This window comes from Pedobacter sp. KBS0701 (assembly GCF_005938645.2).
GTDB lineage: Bacteria > Bacteroidota > Bacteroidia > Sphingobacteriales > Sphingobacteriaceae > Pedobacter.
Window position 1 is genome coordinate 2,029,728 of sequence record NZ_CP042171.1, and the last position, 19,287, is coordinate 2,049,014.

10 protein-coding genes are annotated in these 19,287 nt (G+C 39.7%); 9 read left to right on the forward strand and 1 reads right to left on the reverse strand.

All coding sequences use genetic code 11. The annotated features are described in order from the left end of the window. The first annotated feature begins 109 nt into the window (after positions 1 to 109). From FFJ24_RS08090 to FFJ24_RS08110, 5 genes are all read left to right on the forward strand, one after another. Complete coding sequence (locus FFJ24_RS08090; RefSeq protein ID WP_246862766.1) at positions 110 to 1,747, forward strand: glycoside hydrolase family 28 protein; 1,638 nt, start codon at positions 110 to 112, stop codon at positions 1,745 to 1,747. 1 nt (position 1,748) lies between these two features. Further along, entirely contained in the window at positions 1,749 to 4,562 is a 2,814-nt protein-coding gene (locus FFJ24_RS08095; protein WP_138820980.1) for a glycoside hydrolase N-terminal domain-containing protein, read from the forward strand. 290 nt (positions 4,563 to 4,852) lie between these two features. Next, positions 4,853 to 8,308, forward strand: coding sequence for a malectin domain-containing carbohydrate-binding protein (locus tag FFJ24_RS08100; protein ID WP_138820981.1), 3,456 nt, complete (start codon positions 4,853 to 4,855; stop codon positions 8,306 to 8,308). A 98-nt stretch (positions 8,309 to 8,406) separates the two neighbouring features. Then, positions 8,407 to 9,975, forward strand: coding sequence for a sodium:solute symporter (locus tag FFJ24_RS08105; protein WP_138820983.1), 1,569 nt, complete (start codon positions 8,407 to 8,409; stop codon positions 9,973 to 9,975). A gap of 58 nt (positions 9,976 to 10,033) precedes the next feature. Then, on the forward strand, positions 10,034 to 10,966 hold the full coding sequence (locus FFJ24_RS08110; protein WP_138820984.1) for a dihydrodipicolinate synthase family protein: 933 nt from the start codon (positions 10,034 to 10,036) through the stop codon (positions 10,964 to 10,966). Between the two features lie 180 nt (positions 10,967 to 11,146). Here FFJ24_RS08110 and FFJ24_RS08115 read toward each other — a convergent pair whose 3' ends face one another. Continuing rightward, a complete protein-coding gene (locus FFJ24_RS08115; RefSeq protein ID WP_025143623.1) occupies positions 11,147 to 12,016 on the reverse strand; it encodes an AraC family transcriptional regulator in 870 nt (289 codons plus the stop codon). A gap of 388 nt (positions 12,017 to 12,404) precedes the next feature. Here FFJ24_RS08115 and FFJ24_RS08120 point away from each other — a divergent pair, with 388 nt between their 5' ends. Genes FFJ24_RS08120 through FFJ24_RS08135 form a run of 4 tightly spaced genes read left to right on the forward strand, consistent with a single transcriptional unit; the run spans position 12,405 to position 19,076 of the window. Next, entirely contained in the window at positions 12,405 to 13,073 is a 669-nt protein-coding gene (locus FFJ24_RS08120) for a DUF3826 domain-containing protein (protein ID WP_138820986.1), read from the forward strand. 37 nt (positions 13,074 to 13,110) lie between these two features. Then, the gene (locus tag FFJ24_RS08125; RefSeq protein ID WP_138820988.1) at positions 13,111 to 16,248 is read left to right on the forward strand and encodes a TonB-dependent receptor; all 3,138 of its coding nucleotides are present in this window, start codon (positions 13,111 to 13,113) and stop codon (positions 16,246 to 16,248) included. 26 nt (positions 16,249 to 16,274) lie between these two features. Beyond that, positions 16,275 to 18,110 (forward strand): RagB/SusD family nutrient uptake outer membrane protein, encoded by a 1,836-nt coding sequence (locus FFJ24_RS08130; RefSeq protein ID WP_168202412.1) that lies wholly within the window; start codon positions 16,275 to 16,277, stop codon positions 18,108 to 18,110. A gap of 30 nt (positions 18,111 to 18,140) precedes the next feature. Further along, complete coding sequence (locus FFJ24_RS08135; protein ID WP_138820992.1) at positions 18,141 to 19,076, forward strand: hypothetical protein; 936 nt, start codon at positions 18,141 to 18,143, stop codon at positions 19,074 to 19,076. Positions 19,077 to 19,287: the final 211 nt, after the last annotated feature.

Sequence of the window (19,287 nt, forward strand, 5' to 3'; positions counted from 1 at the left end):
GATTCATTCATCCTCGTTACAAACGAGGACGATGTGGATGTAGGAAAATGGGCATAAATATACACGGTCGTCACCCTGAATTTATTTCAGGGTCTAAACAGCAAAAAGGATGCTGAAACAAGTTCAGCATGACGTGACTACTAAAGAAATCAAAGGAATAATGAAACGAATAAAATACATTTTCAAAACCTTACTTTTTATAATTGCGTTAATTACGTGCTTAACCGCCAACGCCCAATCTTACTATAACGTAATCAAATATGGTGCAAAAAACGACAGCAGTAAATTGGCCACAACCGCCATCAAAAATGCAATAGAAGCCGCATCAAAAGCGGGTGGAGGCACCGTTTATTTTCCTGCAGGAAAATATTTAACCGGGGCAATTCACTTAAAAAGCAACATCGCCATATTGATTGATGCCGGTGCAGAATTGCACTTCAGTGATAATTTTGATGATTATCTGCCTATGGTGAAAAGCCGCTATGAGGGCGTAGATGTAACCAGTTTTTCACCGTTGTTTTATGCCTATAAGGTAGAAAATATTTCGATTATTGGTCGCGGAATTATCGATGGACATGGTAAAAAGTGGTGGGATTTTGTAGAAGGTTATAAAGAAGGACAACCGCGATCGAAGTGGCAGACCACTTTTGATGGTTTAAATAAGGATATCGTTTTACCTGACGATCCAAAACAGATGAAAAGAGGTTTTCTCCGTCCGCCGTTTATACAACCGATGTTCTGCAAAAATGTATTGATTGATGGTATCACCATCCGCAATTCACCTTTTTGGACAATCAATCCTGAGTTTTGTGAAAATGTTAAAGTCCACGCGGTTACCATTAACAATCCCCATTCGCCTAATACAGACGGTATCAATCCTGAATCTTGTAAAAATGTGCACATTTCTGATTGCCACATCAGTGTGGGTGACGATTGCATCACCATTAAATCAGGCAAAGATGCACCCGGAAGAAAAATGGCCATTCCGGCAGAAAACTACGTCATTACAAATTGTACGATGTTATCAGGTCATGGTGGAGTGGTTATTGGCAGCGAAATGTCGGGCGATGTACGTAAAATAGCCATCTCGAACTGCGTCTTCGACGGAACAGATAGGGGGATCCGCATTAAAACTGCCCGTGGCAGGGGCGGAGTGGTTGAAGAGATCAGGGTGAGCAACATCATCATGAAAAATATTAAAGATCAGGCCATTGTATTGGATATGCAGTATGCAAAAACAGATGTAGAACCTGTTTCAGAGCGAACGCCGGTCTTTAGAAATATCCATTTCAGCAATATTACCGGTCAGGTTAACCAGGCAGGTTATTTAAATGGTTTGGAAGAGATGCCTATCGATAATATTACTTTCAACGACATCAATATGGAAGCTAAAACCGGTTTTTCTATTCAAAATTCCAGTCATATTGAGTTTCATCATGTAACCGTAAATACAGAATTGGGATCATCTTTAAAGGCAGCTAAGGTGAATAACTTGATTATAGATGGCTTGAAAAGCAACAAACCGCAAGCAAATTCAGCAGTAATCGATCTTAAAAATGTATCTGATCTGTTTTTGTACAATGCTTTCCCTGTAAAAGAAACGGCTACCTATTTGAAGTTAAGTGGTGCGGAAACTAAAAACATATACCTTGGAAATAATAATTTCAGAAGGGTTAAGGAGGCCGTTAAAAAGGAAAAAGAAGTAACAGCAACGGTCGAAATTATTTCGGGCGATAAAGGACAGTAACATGAAGTTTAAACTTTTATCAGGCATTTTGTTTTTGATATTAACTGCGCATAGCGGTAGCAGTTTTGCACAACAAAACAACCATACTTTATGGTACACCAAAGCTGCCGAAAAATGGACGGATGCTTTACCCATCGGAAACGGCAGATTGGGTGCAATGATTTTCGCCGGAACAGCTGTAGATCATATCCAGTTTAACGAAGAAACCATTTGGACAGGCCAACCAAGAGATTATAACCGAAAAGGTGCGTATCAATATCTTCCTGAAATTAGAAAATTGCTTTTCGAGGGCAAACAAAAAGAAGCTGAAGCGTTGGCACAGGAGCAATTTATGGGGCTTCAAAGTACTTCAGGCGACCGAAAAATTTGGGTAAATGAAATGAAAGCCGGAAAAGGTATTCAGGGAAACCCCGCAATGGCTAATTTTGATGATAAACTTTGGAAAACGATAAAAGTACCTTCTTACGAGGGCTGGGAAGCCGTTGGTTTGGCAAATTTAGATGGTGCAGTTTGGTTAAGAACAACTTTTGATGTTCCGGAAAATTGGATTGGAAAAGATCTGATCTTAGATCTTAACCGCATCCGCGACCAGGATTTTACTTATATCAATGGCCAGCTAGTTGGCAATACCGATAATACGGAACCTAGAAAATATACAATACCTGCAAAGTTGATTAAAAAAGGCAGAAATGTGATCGCTATACAGGTGCTCAACTATTTTGATAAAGGCGGGTTGGCAGGCTATAAGGATACTTCCAAAAAAATCGGCATTTATCCTGTTGGAAGCAGCGTAGAGCAAGGCATTTCCCTGGTTAAAGAATGGAAGTATAAAATTCAGGATGAAGATCCACCTGCCGTTCCTCAATATCAGGGTAGTTATCAGCCTTTTGGAGATCTGAACCTGTATTTCAAACAGACCAAATCTATTGTTACCAATTACAAAAGATCTTTGGATATCAGTACCGCCATTGCAAAAACCACCTATACTTTAAATGGCGTAAATTATCAGCGTGAGTATTTTGCGAGTCAGCCAAACCAGGCCATTATAATCCATTTAACGGCCGATAAAAAGGCATCCATTAGTTTCGATGCAGAACTTTCCAGCGCTCACCGAAAATCATCGGTAAAAGCTTTAGGAAATAATGTAATTGCCTTATCTATTCAGGTAAAAGATGGTGCGATTAAGGGAGAAAGCCGGTTAACAGCTTTAATTAAAAATGGATCGGTGAAGGTGATTAATGGCAAAATCAGTATCAATCAGGCCGATGAAGTAACACTTTATTTAACTGGCGGAACCAATTTTATCAATGCACAGGATGTTTCAGGGAACCCTGCAACGGCCAATATTAAAACACTCCATAATTTAAAAGGTAAAGCGTACACCGAAATTAAGCAGAACCACATTAAGGAATACCAAACTTATTATAACAACTTTAGCGTTGATTTTGGCACATCGGAGAATGAAAAACTACCGACAGATGAAAGGCTGGAAAAATTCGCAAGCGCTAATGACCCTGCATTTGCAGCTTTATACATGCAATATGGACGGTATTTATTGATTTCGAGTTCAAGGCCAGGAACACAGCCTGCTAATCTTCAAGGCATTTGGAACGACCTGCTCACACCACCCTGGGGAAGCAAGTACACCACCAATATTAACCTTGAAATGAATTACTGGCCGACTGAAATCCTTAATTTATCAGCCTTAAACGAACCACTTTTTAGTAAAATTAAAGGATTATCCAAAACTGGTGCCGAAACGGCAAAAGCATATTATAATGCGCGTGGCTGGGTTTTACACCACAATACTGATTTGTGGAATGGTACAGCCCCAATTAATGCCTCTAATCATGGTATCTGGGTAAGTGGTGGAGGGTGGCTAAGTCAGCATTTGTGGGAACATTACCAATTTAGTAAAGACCGTAAATTCCTCGAAACCGAGGCTTATCCTTTGATGAAACAAGCTGCTTTGTTCTATGAAGACTTTTTAGTGAAAGACCCAAAAACAGGCTGGTTGATCAGTACACCATCTAATTCACCAGAAAATGGTGGTTTAGTAGCTGGGCCAACAATGGATCACCAGATTATCAGATCGTTATTCAGAAATTGTATAACTGCTGCTGAGGTATTGAATGTGGATGAAGATTTTAGGAAATCCTTAAAAGAGAAGGTAAAACAAATCGCGCCAAATCAGATCGGTAAATATGGACAGCTACAAGAGTGGCTGGAAGATAAGGATGATACGACCAATAAACACCGTCACGTTTCTCATTTATGGGGTGTTTATCCCGGAAATGACATTACCTGGGATAACAATGAAAAAATGATGCATGCCGCAAAACAGTCTTTATTGTACCGCGGTGATGATGCTACTGGCTGGAGTTTAGCCTGGAAGATTAATTTCTGGGCCAGGTTTAAAGATGGTGATCATGCCATGAAGCTGGTAAAAATGTTAATGAAACCGGCTAATAATGGGGCAGGGTCTTACGTTAATCTTTTTGATGCGCATCCACCTTTCCAGATTGATGGAAACTTTGGCGGTGCAGCCGGAATTGCCGAAATGATTGTGCAAAGCCATCAGGGTTATCTGGATATTTTACCTGCTTTGCCAGCAGCTATTCCAAATGGTGAGATTAAAGGTTTAAAGGCACGTGGTGGATTTGAACTGGATTTGACATGGAAAAACGGCTTATTGACCTCAATTACTATAAAATCTAAAACAGGAGGAGATTGTAAAGTCCGTTATAAAAACAACAATATAAGTTTTGAAACTAAAATTGGTCAAACTTATAAATTGAATGGAGATTTGAAATGACAAGAGAGTTTAAAGGCATTTTAAAAAGTATTTTGAACGTAATGAGGTCCGTGAGTACACGCACCTCGGCTATAGCCCTTTTAAAAAGTGTTTTGAACGTGATGAGGTCTGTGGGTGCACGTACCTCGGCTAGAAAGAATATGGCCTTCAAGAATTCCAAACGCCTTAGTCTTTGTTTCCACAGACGAAAATTGAAACATTTCACGCGCCATGGTTCGTGTCTCCACGAACCAATAACCGAGTCAAATTTTGCGTGGACACTTTTACTATCTTTTTGCGCTATTTTCTTAATGGGAATCAATTTCGTTCATGCACAAAGTTCAACCAGAAAAGATATCGCCTTAAACGCCAATTGGCTCACCATTGCCGATGATAAAAACAAAAATGCTTTTGATGGTTTTCAGTCGGCCGGCTACAACACCTTAAACTGGAAAAATGTTAATGTTCCACATAACTGGGACCAATACGAAGGCTACCAACGCAAACTTCATGGCAATAAACATGGTTATGCCTGGTATCGAAAAACATTCAAAACCAATGAAATTAAATCCGGCAAAAGGTTCTTTTTATACTTTGAGGGCGTTGGTTCTTATGCCACGATCTGGTTAAACGGTAAAAAGGTTGGCTACCATGCAGGCGGGCGAACAACTTTTACTTTGGATGTTACTGTTGCCATAAAATTGAATAACCACGACAATATTTTAGCTGTTCGGGCTGATCATCCCGCAAATATCCAGGATTTACCCTGGGTTGATGGCGGTTGCTCAACAGAACGCGGTTTTTCAGAAGGTTCGCAGCCCATGGGGATTTTCCGTCCGGTGCATTTAATGGTGACCAATGATATCCGTGTTGAACCATTTGGCATTCACATCTGGAACGACAATAAAATTTCAGAAAAAGCAGCAGCATTAAACCTGAGTACAAGCATTAAAAACTATAGTTTAAAACCTAAAAATGTATCTGTAATTAACCGGTTGCTTGATTCAAGCGGAAAGCAGGTTAAAGAAATTAAAAAAACACTGATTGTTTCGCCAGGTAAAGAAATCCAGATTGATCAGCAAACCGACAAAATCATTAATCCAAAACTTTGGTCTTTGGAAAATCCATATCTCTATACTTTACAAACTACCATCATCGAGAATGGAAAAATTGTTGATGAATTGAAAACACCTTATGGCATCCGCTGGATCAGCTGGCCATCCGATAGTAATCCTATTGGCAATCAGGCCAATCAAAAACAGTTTTTATTAAACGGAAAGCCAGTTTTTATTAATGGAATAGCAGAATATGAGCATTTAATCGGGCAGAGTCATGCTTTCAGTAACGAGCAGATCAGTTCGAGGGTGATGCAGGTTAAAGCAGCAGGTTTTAATGCCTTCCGCGATGCACATCAGCCACACAATTTATTGTATTCTGATTATTGGGACAAGGAAGGAATTTTATGCTGGACACAAATGGCCGCTCACATCTGGTACGATACGCCCGAATTCAGGAAGAATTTTAAAACGCTTTTAACGGACTGGGTAAAGGAAAGAAGGAATAGTCCTGCGGTAGTGTTATGGGGATTGGAAAACGAAAGTACCCTGCCCGAAGATTTCGCAAAAGAATGTACCGAACTCATCCGTAAACTGGATCCAACAGCTTCTTCACAAAGAAAAGTAACCACTTGTAATGGCGGCAAAGGAACCGATTGGGATGTGCCACAAAACTGGACGGGTACTTATGGCGGCAATCCTTTAACCTATGGCGAAGATTTGAAAAGACAGGTTTTGGTAGGCGAATATGGCGCCTGGAGAACAATAGATCTTCACGATACTGATGCCAATGGAAAAGGGTACACGGAAAACAAAATGACCGACCTGATGGAAACAAAAGTGCGCCTGGCCGAATCGGTAAAAGATAAAACTGCTGGTCATTTTTTCTGGCTTTATAGCTCACATGATAATCCGGGAAGGGTACAGGGTGGCGAGGGTTTAAGAGATCTGGATCGGATTGGTCCTGTAAATTACAAAGGCATGTTTACCCCTTGGGAAGAACCAACAGATGTTTTTTACATGTTCAGGGCCAATTATGCACCAAAACAAACGGAGCCTATGGTATATATCGTTTCGCATACCTGGCCAAACCGCTGGACAAAACCCGGCATAAATGATAGTGTTGTGGTGTATTCTAACTGTGATGAAGTAGAACTTTTTAACGATGTAAACGGACAATCTTTAGGCAAGAAAAAGCGCGGCCAGATTGGTACGCATTTCCAATGGAATAAGCCTGAAATTAAATACAATGTACTTTATGCGGTAGGTTATGTAAATAGAAAAGCGGTTGTAAAAGATCAAGTAGTTTTGCAGAATTTACCTCAAAGTCCAAATTTTAACACATTAATTTCAGAGAGAAAACTTACTGCTCCCATGAAGGGTTATCATTATGTGTACCGCATCAATTGTGGAGGAGGCAATTATGCCGATGTGAACGGCAACCAATGGTCGGCCGACCGGAATTTAACTTCGGCTGATCGTTTTGGCTCTATCTCATGGACGGCTAATTTCCCTGGGATACCCGATTTTTTTGCCAGTCAACGCCTTACTTTTCAACCTATTGGTGGCACTAAAGACTGGAAGCTTTTTCAAACCTTCAGATACGGTAGGGATCAGTTAAAATACCACTTCCCATTACCTGATGGAGAATATCTGGTTGAACTTTATTTCATTGAGCCCTGGCTGGGAATTGGTGGTGGTTTTGATGCCAAAGCCATGCGTTTATTTGATGTGGCCTTTAATGGAAAGACGGTTATTAAAGATTTGGATATCTGGAAAGAAGCTGGCAGCAGTACATTATTGAAGAAAACTATCAAGACAACCATTAAAGGTGGCTTTTTGGATATTAATTTCCCTGAAGTGAAAGTGGGTCAGGCAGTGATCTCGGGCATTGCCGTAGCCAGTTTAAACCAAAATATTAAACCTGCACCAGCAAGTAATTCGCTTTTAACCAAGATCAAAAATGCCCAATTAAACAGCTGGCTGGATATTGGAGATGAGCAATTTAAAGGAGAAAAATCAGCATTTACCGATTTGCCTTCAAATTTATATGGCGCAGAATGGCTAAAAGCCTCACGCGAACAAGAAAGTATCGAATTTACCGCTACTGATAGTGTTGATGTCTTTGTTGCACTCAATAAAACCAGCAGCGTTCCGCAGGGATTTGAAAATACCAAAAGCACTTTGAGCAACAGTAATAATGAAACGTTTGATCTTTATCGCAAAAGACTGATCCCGAACGAAAGAATCATTTTTGATGGTAGGGTGGCAACCGTTTTTGTATTACCTATTACCCATTTACAACCTGCTTATGATTTAAAAACCACCACAAGTTACAAAGCGACTGATGGCATTTTAGCTGGTAAAGACATTACAAAAGCAGTATTGATGGACAAACAGCGCGTAATTTTTAATGCGGGTAACCAGGCTAGCCTCACCTGGAATATTTCAGTTGGCGTTGCAGATACCTATTCCCTAACCATTAAATACCACAACCCGTCTGCTCAGCCCTTGAAAGCCAAATTGGAGTTTTTATCGGCAGACGGAACCTTAATGAAAACTGAAATGGCTGAATTTGCCCCTACAAAAGAGGGGAAATGGAATTACCTGAGCACCAATACCGGAAGCATGATTAATGCCGGAAGTTACAAAGTACGCCTAACCGCAACAGAAACTAAAGGACTGGCAGTTGATGCTTTAGATGTTCAATAAGATAAGATGGTATAATATGTGGCCAAAATCTTATATTAATGATGATATTTAGCGATGCATATTTGTTTTAACCAAATTAATAAACGAGCCAACAAGTAATGAAAGGTCTTCCTGTATTCGATCTTGCGATCATCTTCATTTATCTTGTTGGGATGATATTAGTTGGGGTTTATTTTTCGCGAAAAAATAAAAACTCCGAGCAATTTACAAAAGCTTCGGGCCTGATTCCCGGATGGGCGATAGGTTTATCTATTTATGCAACATTTTTAAGCAGCAATACTTTTTTGGGCGTGCCCGGTAAATCTTTTGGCGGCAACTGGAATGCATTTGTATTCAGTATTTCGATGCCTTTGGCGGCATGGGTGGCTTCTAAATATTTTGTGCCATTCTACCGCAATACCGGAGAAATATCAGCTTATACCCATTTAGAAAAACGTTTTGGGGCATGGGCAAGGGTATATGCAGTAGTATGTTTTTTATTGACACAATTGGCCAGAATGGGATCTATATTTTTCGGGATCGCACTAAGCCTGCAGGCACTTACAGGTTATTCCATGCAGATGATTATGATCGTAATGGGTATATGTATCATTTTCTACACCGTTTTAGGAGGAATTGAAGCGGTAATATGGACAGAGGTGGTACAGGCCATTGTGAAAACCCTGGGCGCATTGCTCATTTTGTACCTGATTGTTACGAACATGCCGGGAGGTGTATCAAAGATTGTAGAGATTGGAAAATCTGCCGATAAATTTAGCCTCGGCAGTTTTAAATTCGATTTTGTCGGATCGTCGTTTTGGGTGGTTTTGCTTTATGGTTTTTTTATCAACCTGAACAATTTTGGAATGGACCAGAATTATATTCAGCGTTACCATACGGCATCATCAAGTAAAGCTGCTTCGAAATCAATATGGCTATGTGTTTGGTTATACATCCCAGCCTCATTGTTATTTTTCATTATAGGATCTTGCTTGTACGCTTACTATGAGGTTAATCCGGAATTGGTGCAGTCGATCAAACATCAGGTAGCTATTGAGCGCTTACCTTTACATGCTTCAGCAGCAGAGGTGTTGAAAGTGCAGAATGCTTTGGTCCCATCAGATTATGGCGATAAAATAATGCCTCATTTTATGGTCACCAGGATCCCGGTAGGTTTGGTTGGACTAATTGTTTCGGCCATTTTATCTGCAGCCATGAGTACCATCAGTTCTGGTATGAACGCTTCAGCTACCGTGTTTTCGGTAGATATTTACAAAAGATATTTCAAACCCGGCATCACCGAAAAACAAAATTTATCGCTGTTACATTTGGCTACCGTAGGATTTGGATTATTGGGTATGATTGCCGGGATTGCCATGATCGGTGTAAAAAGCATTTTGGATGTTTGGTGGGAGTTATCAGGTATTTTTGCGGCTGGAATGCTGGGATTGTTTTTATTAGGCATCATCAGCAAGCAAAGCAAAAACCATGAAGCCATCACGGCAACCATTATCGGTATTGCTGTAATTATATGGATGACATTTTCTTCACTTCTTCCTCCAGAATATGAAGTTTTTAGAAATCCTTTACATAAAAACATGATTATCGTAATCGGTACTTTAACCATTTTTTTAACAGGACTTTTCCTGACAAAAATTAAAAACAAAAAGACAAAAACAGTCCATTAAGCTCATTCAGATCTTTTCTGGTACAAAAAACATAGCACATTTACCATATCAAACTACAATGGAAAACTCACAAAAAGGGTTCATCCCGGTTATGCTCACGCCATTTTTGAGCAATGGGAACATCGATTATCCTGCTTTAACACAACTTACGGAGATTTATTTACAGGCAGGAGCTTCAGGTTTGTTTGCCAATTGCCTGTCAAGCGAAATGTTCGAATTAAGTGATAAAGAAAGAATCCAGGCTATAAAACATGTCATCAAAGCGGCAAATGGTGCTGTACCTGTTGTCGCCACCGGAACCTTTGGTGGTGAAATTGCCAAACAAGCCGATTTTATAAAGGAGGTAAGTGATGCAGGTGTAGAAGCTGTAATTGCCATTACCAGTTTATTGGCTAATGAGGGGGAAAGTGATGAAATATTTAACGACCGTGTGTTCGATCTGCTGCATCAAACGGATGAAATCCCAATGGGTTTTTACGAATGCCCTGTACCCTACAAAAGAGTATTAAAGCCACAGCAACTGGCCGATTTTGTTGCTACAGGAAGGGTAATTTACCATAAAGATACCAGCCTGGATCTTACTCAGATAAAAGAAAAACTTAAACTAACCGAGGGTTATGCTTTTGGTTTGTACGATGCCTACATGGTTCATGCCGTTGATTCGCTAAAAGCAGGTGCTTCAGGGTTATCCTGCATTCAGGGCAATTATTTTCCGGAGTTAATTGTTTGGTTATGTGATCATTATAATGATGAATCGCTTAATGATGAGGTACAGGCCGTGCAACAGTTTTTGATCGATAATATGGAGGTGATGCATCATGTTTATCCGGTAGTATCTAAATATTTTCTGCGAAAACGGGGTTTAAACATTTCTACTTTTACACGAAGAAATGTGGGGGCATTTACCACAAGCGAAGAGAAAGGAATGGAAACCTTGTTTGATGATTATACTTCATTGCGTAATAACCTGAATATTAAGGTTTTTATATAGTGGTACAGTCGTCATTTCGACCTAAGTGGAGAAATCTTTTAAATAGATCTCTCCATTTCGCTGCGCTACAGTCGAGATGACGATGAAATTCATGCTCATTCGTCATCGTGAATTTGTTTCAAAATCTATTTTGTAGGTAAGATGCTGAAATAAATTCAGCATGACGATCGCGAAAGAAATTTAATTCAAATACTTTCTTTTATAGTCCAAAGGCGTCATTCCTGTTACTTTTTTAAAGTGCCGGTAAAAATTAGATACATTATTGAAACCACAATCGAAACAGATCATTTCGGTAGGTAACTTATTTTCAATCAGGAAACGGCAGGCATGGCTCACCCTGATCTCGATCAGAAAATCATAGAAAGTCTTTTTCGTCATTAATTTAAAATAACGGCAGAAAGAAGTCACACTTAAATTACTCAACGATGCCACTTCCTCTAAAGTAATATCCTTTTTATAATTGCTGAGGGTATAATTACAGATTTTATTGATGCGTAAAGTTTCCGATTCGTTCGATTGATAAAAAGTATTTTTGCTGGTTACAATGGTCGAATACTCATCCGTTTCTGCCAGCGTTTTTAAGATCGAAAGTAAAATAATAATGCGGTCTAAATTCGTAGCATCAACAGCAGCCCGCATTAAATCAACCAGTTTATCTTTGGCCTTGCCTTTAATTACCATGCCACTTTTAGCTTTTTCGAACAATTTGGGGATCAGGTAAGCCTCGGGCAAAGTGAGCATATATTTGCCCAAACAATCGGGCAAGAAATGGATCACCATGGCTTCCGTTGTGAGGTCGGGATTATTCTGAAAGTACTCATCTTTACAACGCCAGGTGTGTGGCAGGTTTTCGCCTAAAAGCACCATTTCATCTGGTACAAAATTGCTGATATTGTCGCCAATAAAACGGACACCTTCACCTTTAATTACATAATGAAGTTCGAGTTCGGGATGGTAATGCCAGATGTTTCCAAAATCGGGTTTAATGTCGTGACGGATACTAAAAGAACTTTGTAAAGTAATGGGAACTTTATGAAAATGGGGTTTCATCTCAGGGTTAAAATATTTGGTTAGCACCGCAACAATTAACTCAACTAAATTTGTGCAGCAGGTCTAAAGTTAAACAGTTAAATGATAATATCCTATATTAATTGGCTAAAAACCATTAGAAAATTGTGTTTTTCTATGTTGAGTTTTGTATAAAGACCAATAGGCTTAACCAAATTACAAACAAACAAATTATTTTCCTATAAATTTTTTGTTTATTAATAAATTATGAGACAAGGGAAAATCACCAAAAATTCCACTAATTTAGGCTGGGTATTTAAACATCCTCTTCATCAAAACTGTTGGTGGTGGATGGATCCCGTTTAAATTTTAATGCTTCAAAAAAGCTCAAATTCCATTAAAAATATATTCAATTTAAAATATCAAATACATGAAATTATCCCTTTTGGCCTTTATGTTAACGTTCTCCGGCATGACAGCCATTTTTGCACAAACTAATGCCGCTGCTGATAAAGAAACCTATACCAAAATGATTACCGATCGTGCTGCTAAAATTGTGACCAATTTAGGCCTTACCGATGCCAGTAAAACAGAAAAAGTAACGGTTATTGTGCGCGATCAGTACAGCAATCTGAATGATATTTACGCGGCGCGTGATGCCAGGGTTAAAGAAATTAAAGAAAAAAACAAAGACAATAAGGTAGAACGCGATTCGGCACTGGCCAAAGATGGCCGCATTGTAGAAACAGCTTTAAACAAACTCCACAAAAAATACATCAGTAAACTTTCTGCACAACTAACTAATGAGCAGGTAGAGCTGGTTAAAAACGGCATGACTTATAATGTATTGCCCATCACTTACAAAGCTTATCAGGAAGAAATTTTAACGCTGACCGAAGATCAGAAAAAACAGATCCTAACCTGGTTAACCGAAGCGCGGGAGCATGCCATGGATGCAGAATCATCTGATAAAAAACATGCCTGGTTCGGTAAATACAAAGGCCGCATTAATAATTACTTATCAGCAGCAAGCTACGACCTTAAAAAGGAAGGCATAGAATGGGAGAAAAGGCGAAAGGCCAGGGCTGAAGCCAATTAAAATCAGAAAAAAAACCAAACTAACCAAATAAACTATTATGACCTTTAAAACTTTACGAAAAACCCCATGGGTTTTAATGCTACTGCTTTGTGCTTTTACAAGCGTTTTTGCTCAACAAAAACAGATAAAAGGCAAGGTGGTGGATAAAAAAGACGGGCAACCCATACCCGGAGTGAGCGTTGGTATCCGTGGAAAAACCAACAATGTAAGTACCAATGATAAAGGAGAATTTGCCCTGGTTGCCGATCCTACCACCGATGTTCTCGTATTTTCTTATGTGGGTTATGCCCGTCAGGTGGTTACGCTTGCTGGTAAATCAACTTTGGAAATCAGCCTGGCAGAAGACAGTCAGAGTTTAGATAATGACGCAGTAGTGGTAATTGGTTATGGGTCTAAAAAGCGTTCCGAAATTTTGGGTTCAGTGGCCAATATTAAAGCCGAAGAAATACAGGATTTACCTGTACCAAACATTGCAGCAGCCTTACGGAATAAAATACAAGGTGTTGGTGTAAATAGCGTTTCAGGTAAACCAGGTTCTTCTATCACCTTAAACATCCGTAATTCAACTGCTTCCGATCAATCAAAACTCTATGGCGTTACTTCCGAACCGCTTTATGTTATCGATGGAATTACCGTAACCCGCGATGAATTCGACAATATCGATATCTCTATGGTAGAAGATATTTCATTTTTGAAAGATGCTTCGGCAGCCATTTATGGTGCATCTGGTGCAAAAGGGGTTGTTTTAGTTACCACCAAAAGGGGAAAAGCAGGGAAACCTAAAATTAGCTATACCGGTTATGTGGGTTATCAGGATAATACCAGTGATGTGAAAATGCTCAGTGCTTATGATCATGCTACTTTACTGAATGATGCCAACAAAATTAAAAACGCCCCAACTTCATCCTTGTTTTCAGACGCTGAGCTGGAAGTTTTAAAAAACAATCCCAATAAGAGCTGGTTCGATGAGCTTTGGAAAGTAGCTTCAACCAACAGGCACAACATTAATATTTCTGGTGGTTCGGATGCCATTACCTTTTTTGCAGGCGGTAATTACTACAATGAAACCGGTAACTACGGAGGTATTACTTATAATAAATACGCTTTCCGTTCAGGTATGAATGCCAAGATTTTTCCGGGTTTAACTGCCGATGTAACCTTAAATACTGATTTTAACAAGAAAAACAGCGATACCTATAAAAATGGCGGGGAGAATGATCAGGCCTTTTTCCAACAGTTGATTACCACCCCAATGTGGGTACCTATACAGATTGATGGCAAACCCGTAAACTACAACGGAAACACCAATCCTTTAGCGGTTATCAATTCTGGCAATAACATTTACAGTAAATCGCAGGGTTTAAACATCAACGCATCATTAAACTATAGCCCTTCTTTTATTAAAGGTTTAACGGCAAGTGTACGTTTTGGTAAAAACAACAGGAGCGGGAGTGGTGGCCAGTATATTCCGCCATATACCGTTTATAATTTCAAAATGACCGGTCAGAACGGATTGTTGTACACCAACGAGCCTACTACAGCCATTACCGCTGTTGGTTTGGCTAATACCATATTATTAAAAGGTAACGATATGGCCTCGAGCTATCAGGCTATTGGATCATTAAGCTACAACCGTCAGATCGGTAAACACTCCATCACCGCTTTAGCTGCTTTCGATCAGTCAGAAAATAACAGCGAATCGCTTTCTGTATACTGGAGAAACCAGGTATTGCCAAATGTGAACCAATACTGGGGTTTTGATCAATCTACCTTCACCATGCAGGAAAACACCTTTGGTGAAGCCGTACAACGTTCGTTCATTACCCGTTTCAGTTACGATTTTGACAAGAAATACCTATTAGAAGCGATTGGAAGATGGGATGCCTCTTCAAATTTCGCTCCGGGTAACCGCTGGGGTTTATTTCCAAGTTTAGGCCTGGGCTGGGTAATTAGTCAGGAAAATTTCTTTAAAGAAAACGTAAAATTTGTAAGCAATTTAAAGGTCCGTGCCAATTATGGTATGGTTGGCGAAAGCCGTGTGGATGCCCGTTTATGGCAATCGCGCTATAAGGTAGATCCGAATGGTTATTCTTATAACGAATCGATGTATGGTGGTTTAAATCCATCAATTTTGCCTAACCCTGATATTACCTGGGAGAAAGCACGTACCATGAACTTAGGTTTGGATGCAGCCTTATTTAACAATAAACTGAACATTACCTACGAGTTTTATCACCGGTATTCTTATGATATGTTTGATAAAGGCAATAACGAAAACTTCCCGATGTATGCCGGGTTCGAAGCACCGATTGTAAATTATCAGCAAAGAACATCCTGGGGTCACGAAATTACATTGGGTTACCGCACCAAGCTGGGTAAAGATTTTGGCATATCAACCGATGTGATGTTCGGTTTTGGCAATAGCCGAATCGACAGGATGTTTTATAACCAGTTCCAGTTATGGGATACCACTTACCCGGATCTTAAATACCAGTTTGGCACCAATCCAAATGTATACAATACCTCAAACTACGGGCTGATTTCGAAAGGAATGTTAAGGACACAGGCCGATGTAGATGCTTTATTGAATAAATATCCTACCTATACCATTAACGGATCAGTACCGCAAGTGGGCTGGCTATACTATGAAGATGTTAACGGCGATGGAAAGATCACTGAAAAAGACCAGACGCTAATGTTCAAAAGCCTTAATTCCTTTGGAGTTGGTTTTAACGTTGGCCTTACCTATAAAGCCTTTAGTTTGAATACGAATTTTGTAACCCGTTTTGGCGGAAAAGCATTTTTTGACACCAAATCTAAAGCTCCGGCAAGCACAACTGTAAATGTTCCGGCTTATTGGAAAGATCACTGGACACCAGAAAATACCAATGCCGAGTTTCCACGTTTTGATGATCCTTCTATTGCTGCTGGCTGGAATTCGACCTTCTGGGCAAGAAGCGGCACCATGATCAGGATAAACAACATGACGCTGACCTATAAAATGCCGAGAAATTTCATGAATAAATTAGGCATCGCCGATTCGCGATTTGTATTAACGGGCAATAACCTGTGGACAATCATCAATCCTTTAGATTACAAAGATCCTTATTCATCAACCATTTATGATTACCCTACGCTCAGAACCATCTCAGTAGGATTAAATGTAAGCCTGTAATGTTGTATCACTCTAACCAAGCTAAAATGATTTTAAAAAATAAAACCACATTGCTGATCGGAATGATGGCGATGCTTATCTTGTTCTCTACTTCCTGCAAAAAGGATTTTTTCGACCTCGAAGATAGAAACGGAATGGATTCACGGATTTGGGATAATGAAGGTTCTATTCAGTTTCTTTTAAATGATACCTACGATGTAACCATGCCCGATTTCCCTTACGAAATAACGGCCGATAATGTGATTTATGCCAGTGATGAAGATAAATTTTCTTCTTCAGAATCAATTATGCGTAAGGCCATTGGGGTAAACGGGGTTTTAACCTCAAATGACGTAAAATTTATTGCCACCAAATACCAGGGCAATAAAGGTGATAACCGTTATTTCGATATTGCCCGCTGCAATGTTGCCTTAAAAGAAATCCCGAAAGGAACCTTATCACAAATTTCGAAAAACAAGTTGCGCGGACAGTTTTTCGCGCTAAGAGCCATTACCTATTTCCAGTTGGTAAGGCTTTATGGTGGAGTACCACTGGTGCTTGAAACACAGGATCCCGATAATTTAACGCTCACCGGGCGTGCAAAAGCATCGGCATGTTTCCAGGCCATTGTAAGCGATCTCGATTCGGCCATGAACCTGTTAAATGGAGTAACCTGGGTTGATGCTACCGAAAGAGGAAAATTTACCCGTCAGGCGGCAGCTGCATTAAAAGCAAGAGTTTTATTGTACTGGGCTAGTCCGCAATTTAATCCAACCAATAATCCCGCACACCCATTCGATCAAAGCAGGTGGCAAAAAGCTTACGAAGCCAATAAAGAAGCTTACGATATCTGTAAAGCTGCAGGGGCGTCGTTAATGCCAAATTATGCCGACATTTTCCTTAAAGAAGGAACGGCTAATCCTGAAGCCATCATCGTTCGTTCATATTCGGCCAAACTTTCTAAAAGAGGACAAAATGTAGAACAAAAAAGCAGACCTACAGAAGAAGGTGGCAATGCATCTGCTTTTACACCAACCTTACAATTGGTAAATGCCTACACCATGAAAGATGGTGTTCCGGTAGGGCAGGCCAGTTCTTTCACTTATGATCCGGTGGTGTTTTGGGTAAACCGCGATCCCCGTTTAGATGCAAGCATTGCTTATAACGGAAGTCCGTGGAAATTAAGCGGCCTGGCTACCCGTAAACAATGGTGTTACAATAGTGGCATTACCGAAGCATCACCACAGGGTTTTTATTTAAAGAAATTTTGCGATCCTGATCTTGCTAAAGGTTCAGTAATTAATGCCAACGATTTTGGTGGAAACGGTTTAGACTGGGTAGAGCTCCGTTTTGCCGAAGTCATTATAAATTATGCCGAATGTGCCAACGAAATCGGCAATTTACAAGAAGCGAAAGACCTGATTAAACAGATCAGGATCAGGGCAGGGATACAACCGGGAACTAAAAACTATGGTTTAGACCTGGCTACTTCAAAAGAACTGATGCGCGACCTGATTATGAACGAACGTATGGTTGAGTTTTCTTTCGAAGGTAAACGCTCATTCGATCTAAGACGCACCCGACGTTACCATTTATTGAGCGGCCAGATGCAGACTATTCAATGGACAGTGAAAACAACCGCATTGAAAACCGAATTAGAAGCTGTAGGTACCAATGGTATCCGTTTCAGGGAAAGCATTAATGTAAACGACCGCGCTACGTTTGATAAATATTTTGCTGCAACCAACGTAAATCAAGGGCCTAATGGTTTTGGGATATTGGATACCTATTATTTTTACGCCCTGCCGTCTACATTTATGAATTCGAGTCCATTGTTAGATCAAACCATAGGGTGGGACGGTGGAACATTCGATCCGTTGTAAACCAATATTCATCAGTAAATAAAATTTAAAATGAAAAGAAATTTAAATATTGTTGGCCTGATCGTAATGGCAACAATTTTTTTTACAGCCTGTAAAAAAGAAACCACTAATATATTTAACATGTTCGAAGATGTTACGGTAACCTATTCGGCCAAAAGCCCTTATGCTGTAACCAGTTATAAAGATGTAAACGTAGGCGATAGTGTTTATTTAGAATACACCATCGAATCGCCTAAAACAGATATGTATGTGGCCTGTATTTTCGAAACCTCATCTGCCATCCCTACAAAAATTGCACTGGATGATACACAGCGCAAAAAAGCTACAGGTATCGTTAAGCTAAAAATGGACACAAGGGTGGGGTTAATCTCTTACCGGATTTGGGCGTTGGATAAAGGTGGCATTTACCTGGGCGATGGTTACAAAACCATTACTTTAAATGTGCTGCCCGATTATAAATATTGGTCATCCAGAGAAATCTTTATTCCGGACACCGTTACCAAAGTAGCCAATTCTTATATTTCTTTAACCAGCGGACAACTATACAGCTACTCCAACGGTAAAGAGAACACCGATAAAATCGATCTTGGTATTTATCGTACGCCGGTAACGGCCAATGGTGTAAACGGTTATTTGTACAATACTTATGCTTTAGATGCCAATCCGATGCCATTTACCGCTTATGATATGAGCACATGGACAAATAAACGTGCAACCTTACTTGCTGCCCCAAAAACGGGACAAGCTTCAGCTTTCTTAAATTTAAGAACCGGTGCGCAGATTCTTACAGCAGGTAAAAGCGCAAAACCCACACTCAAATCTATTACTACGGGATTAATACCGGGCAGTTTATTTTATTTCTTAACGCCCGAAGGTAAGTATGGTGCTTTCTACGTCAATTCCATCTCCAGTAATAATTCATCCCGGGGAGTTTTCTTAAATGTTGATGTGAAAATTCAGAATTAAAACATGAAGTTTTAGGTAGACAATAATTTCACTTTTTGTTAAAAATCGAGGCAATTTAATTGTCTCGATTTTTTTATTTAAGAATATTTCATTTATATATGAATTAATTATATCTTGTATCGCCAAATCAAAACACTGGCTGTTGTTTATATATTTTATCCTTCAATTTGATAAGATCGTATAATAAATAGCGAACATACTCGCTAAAACA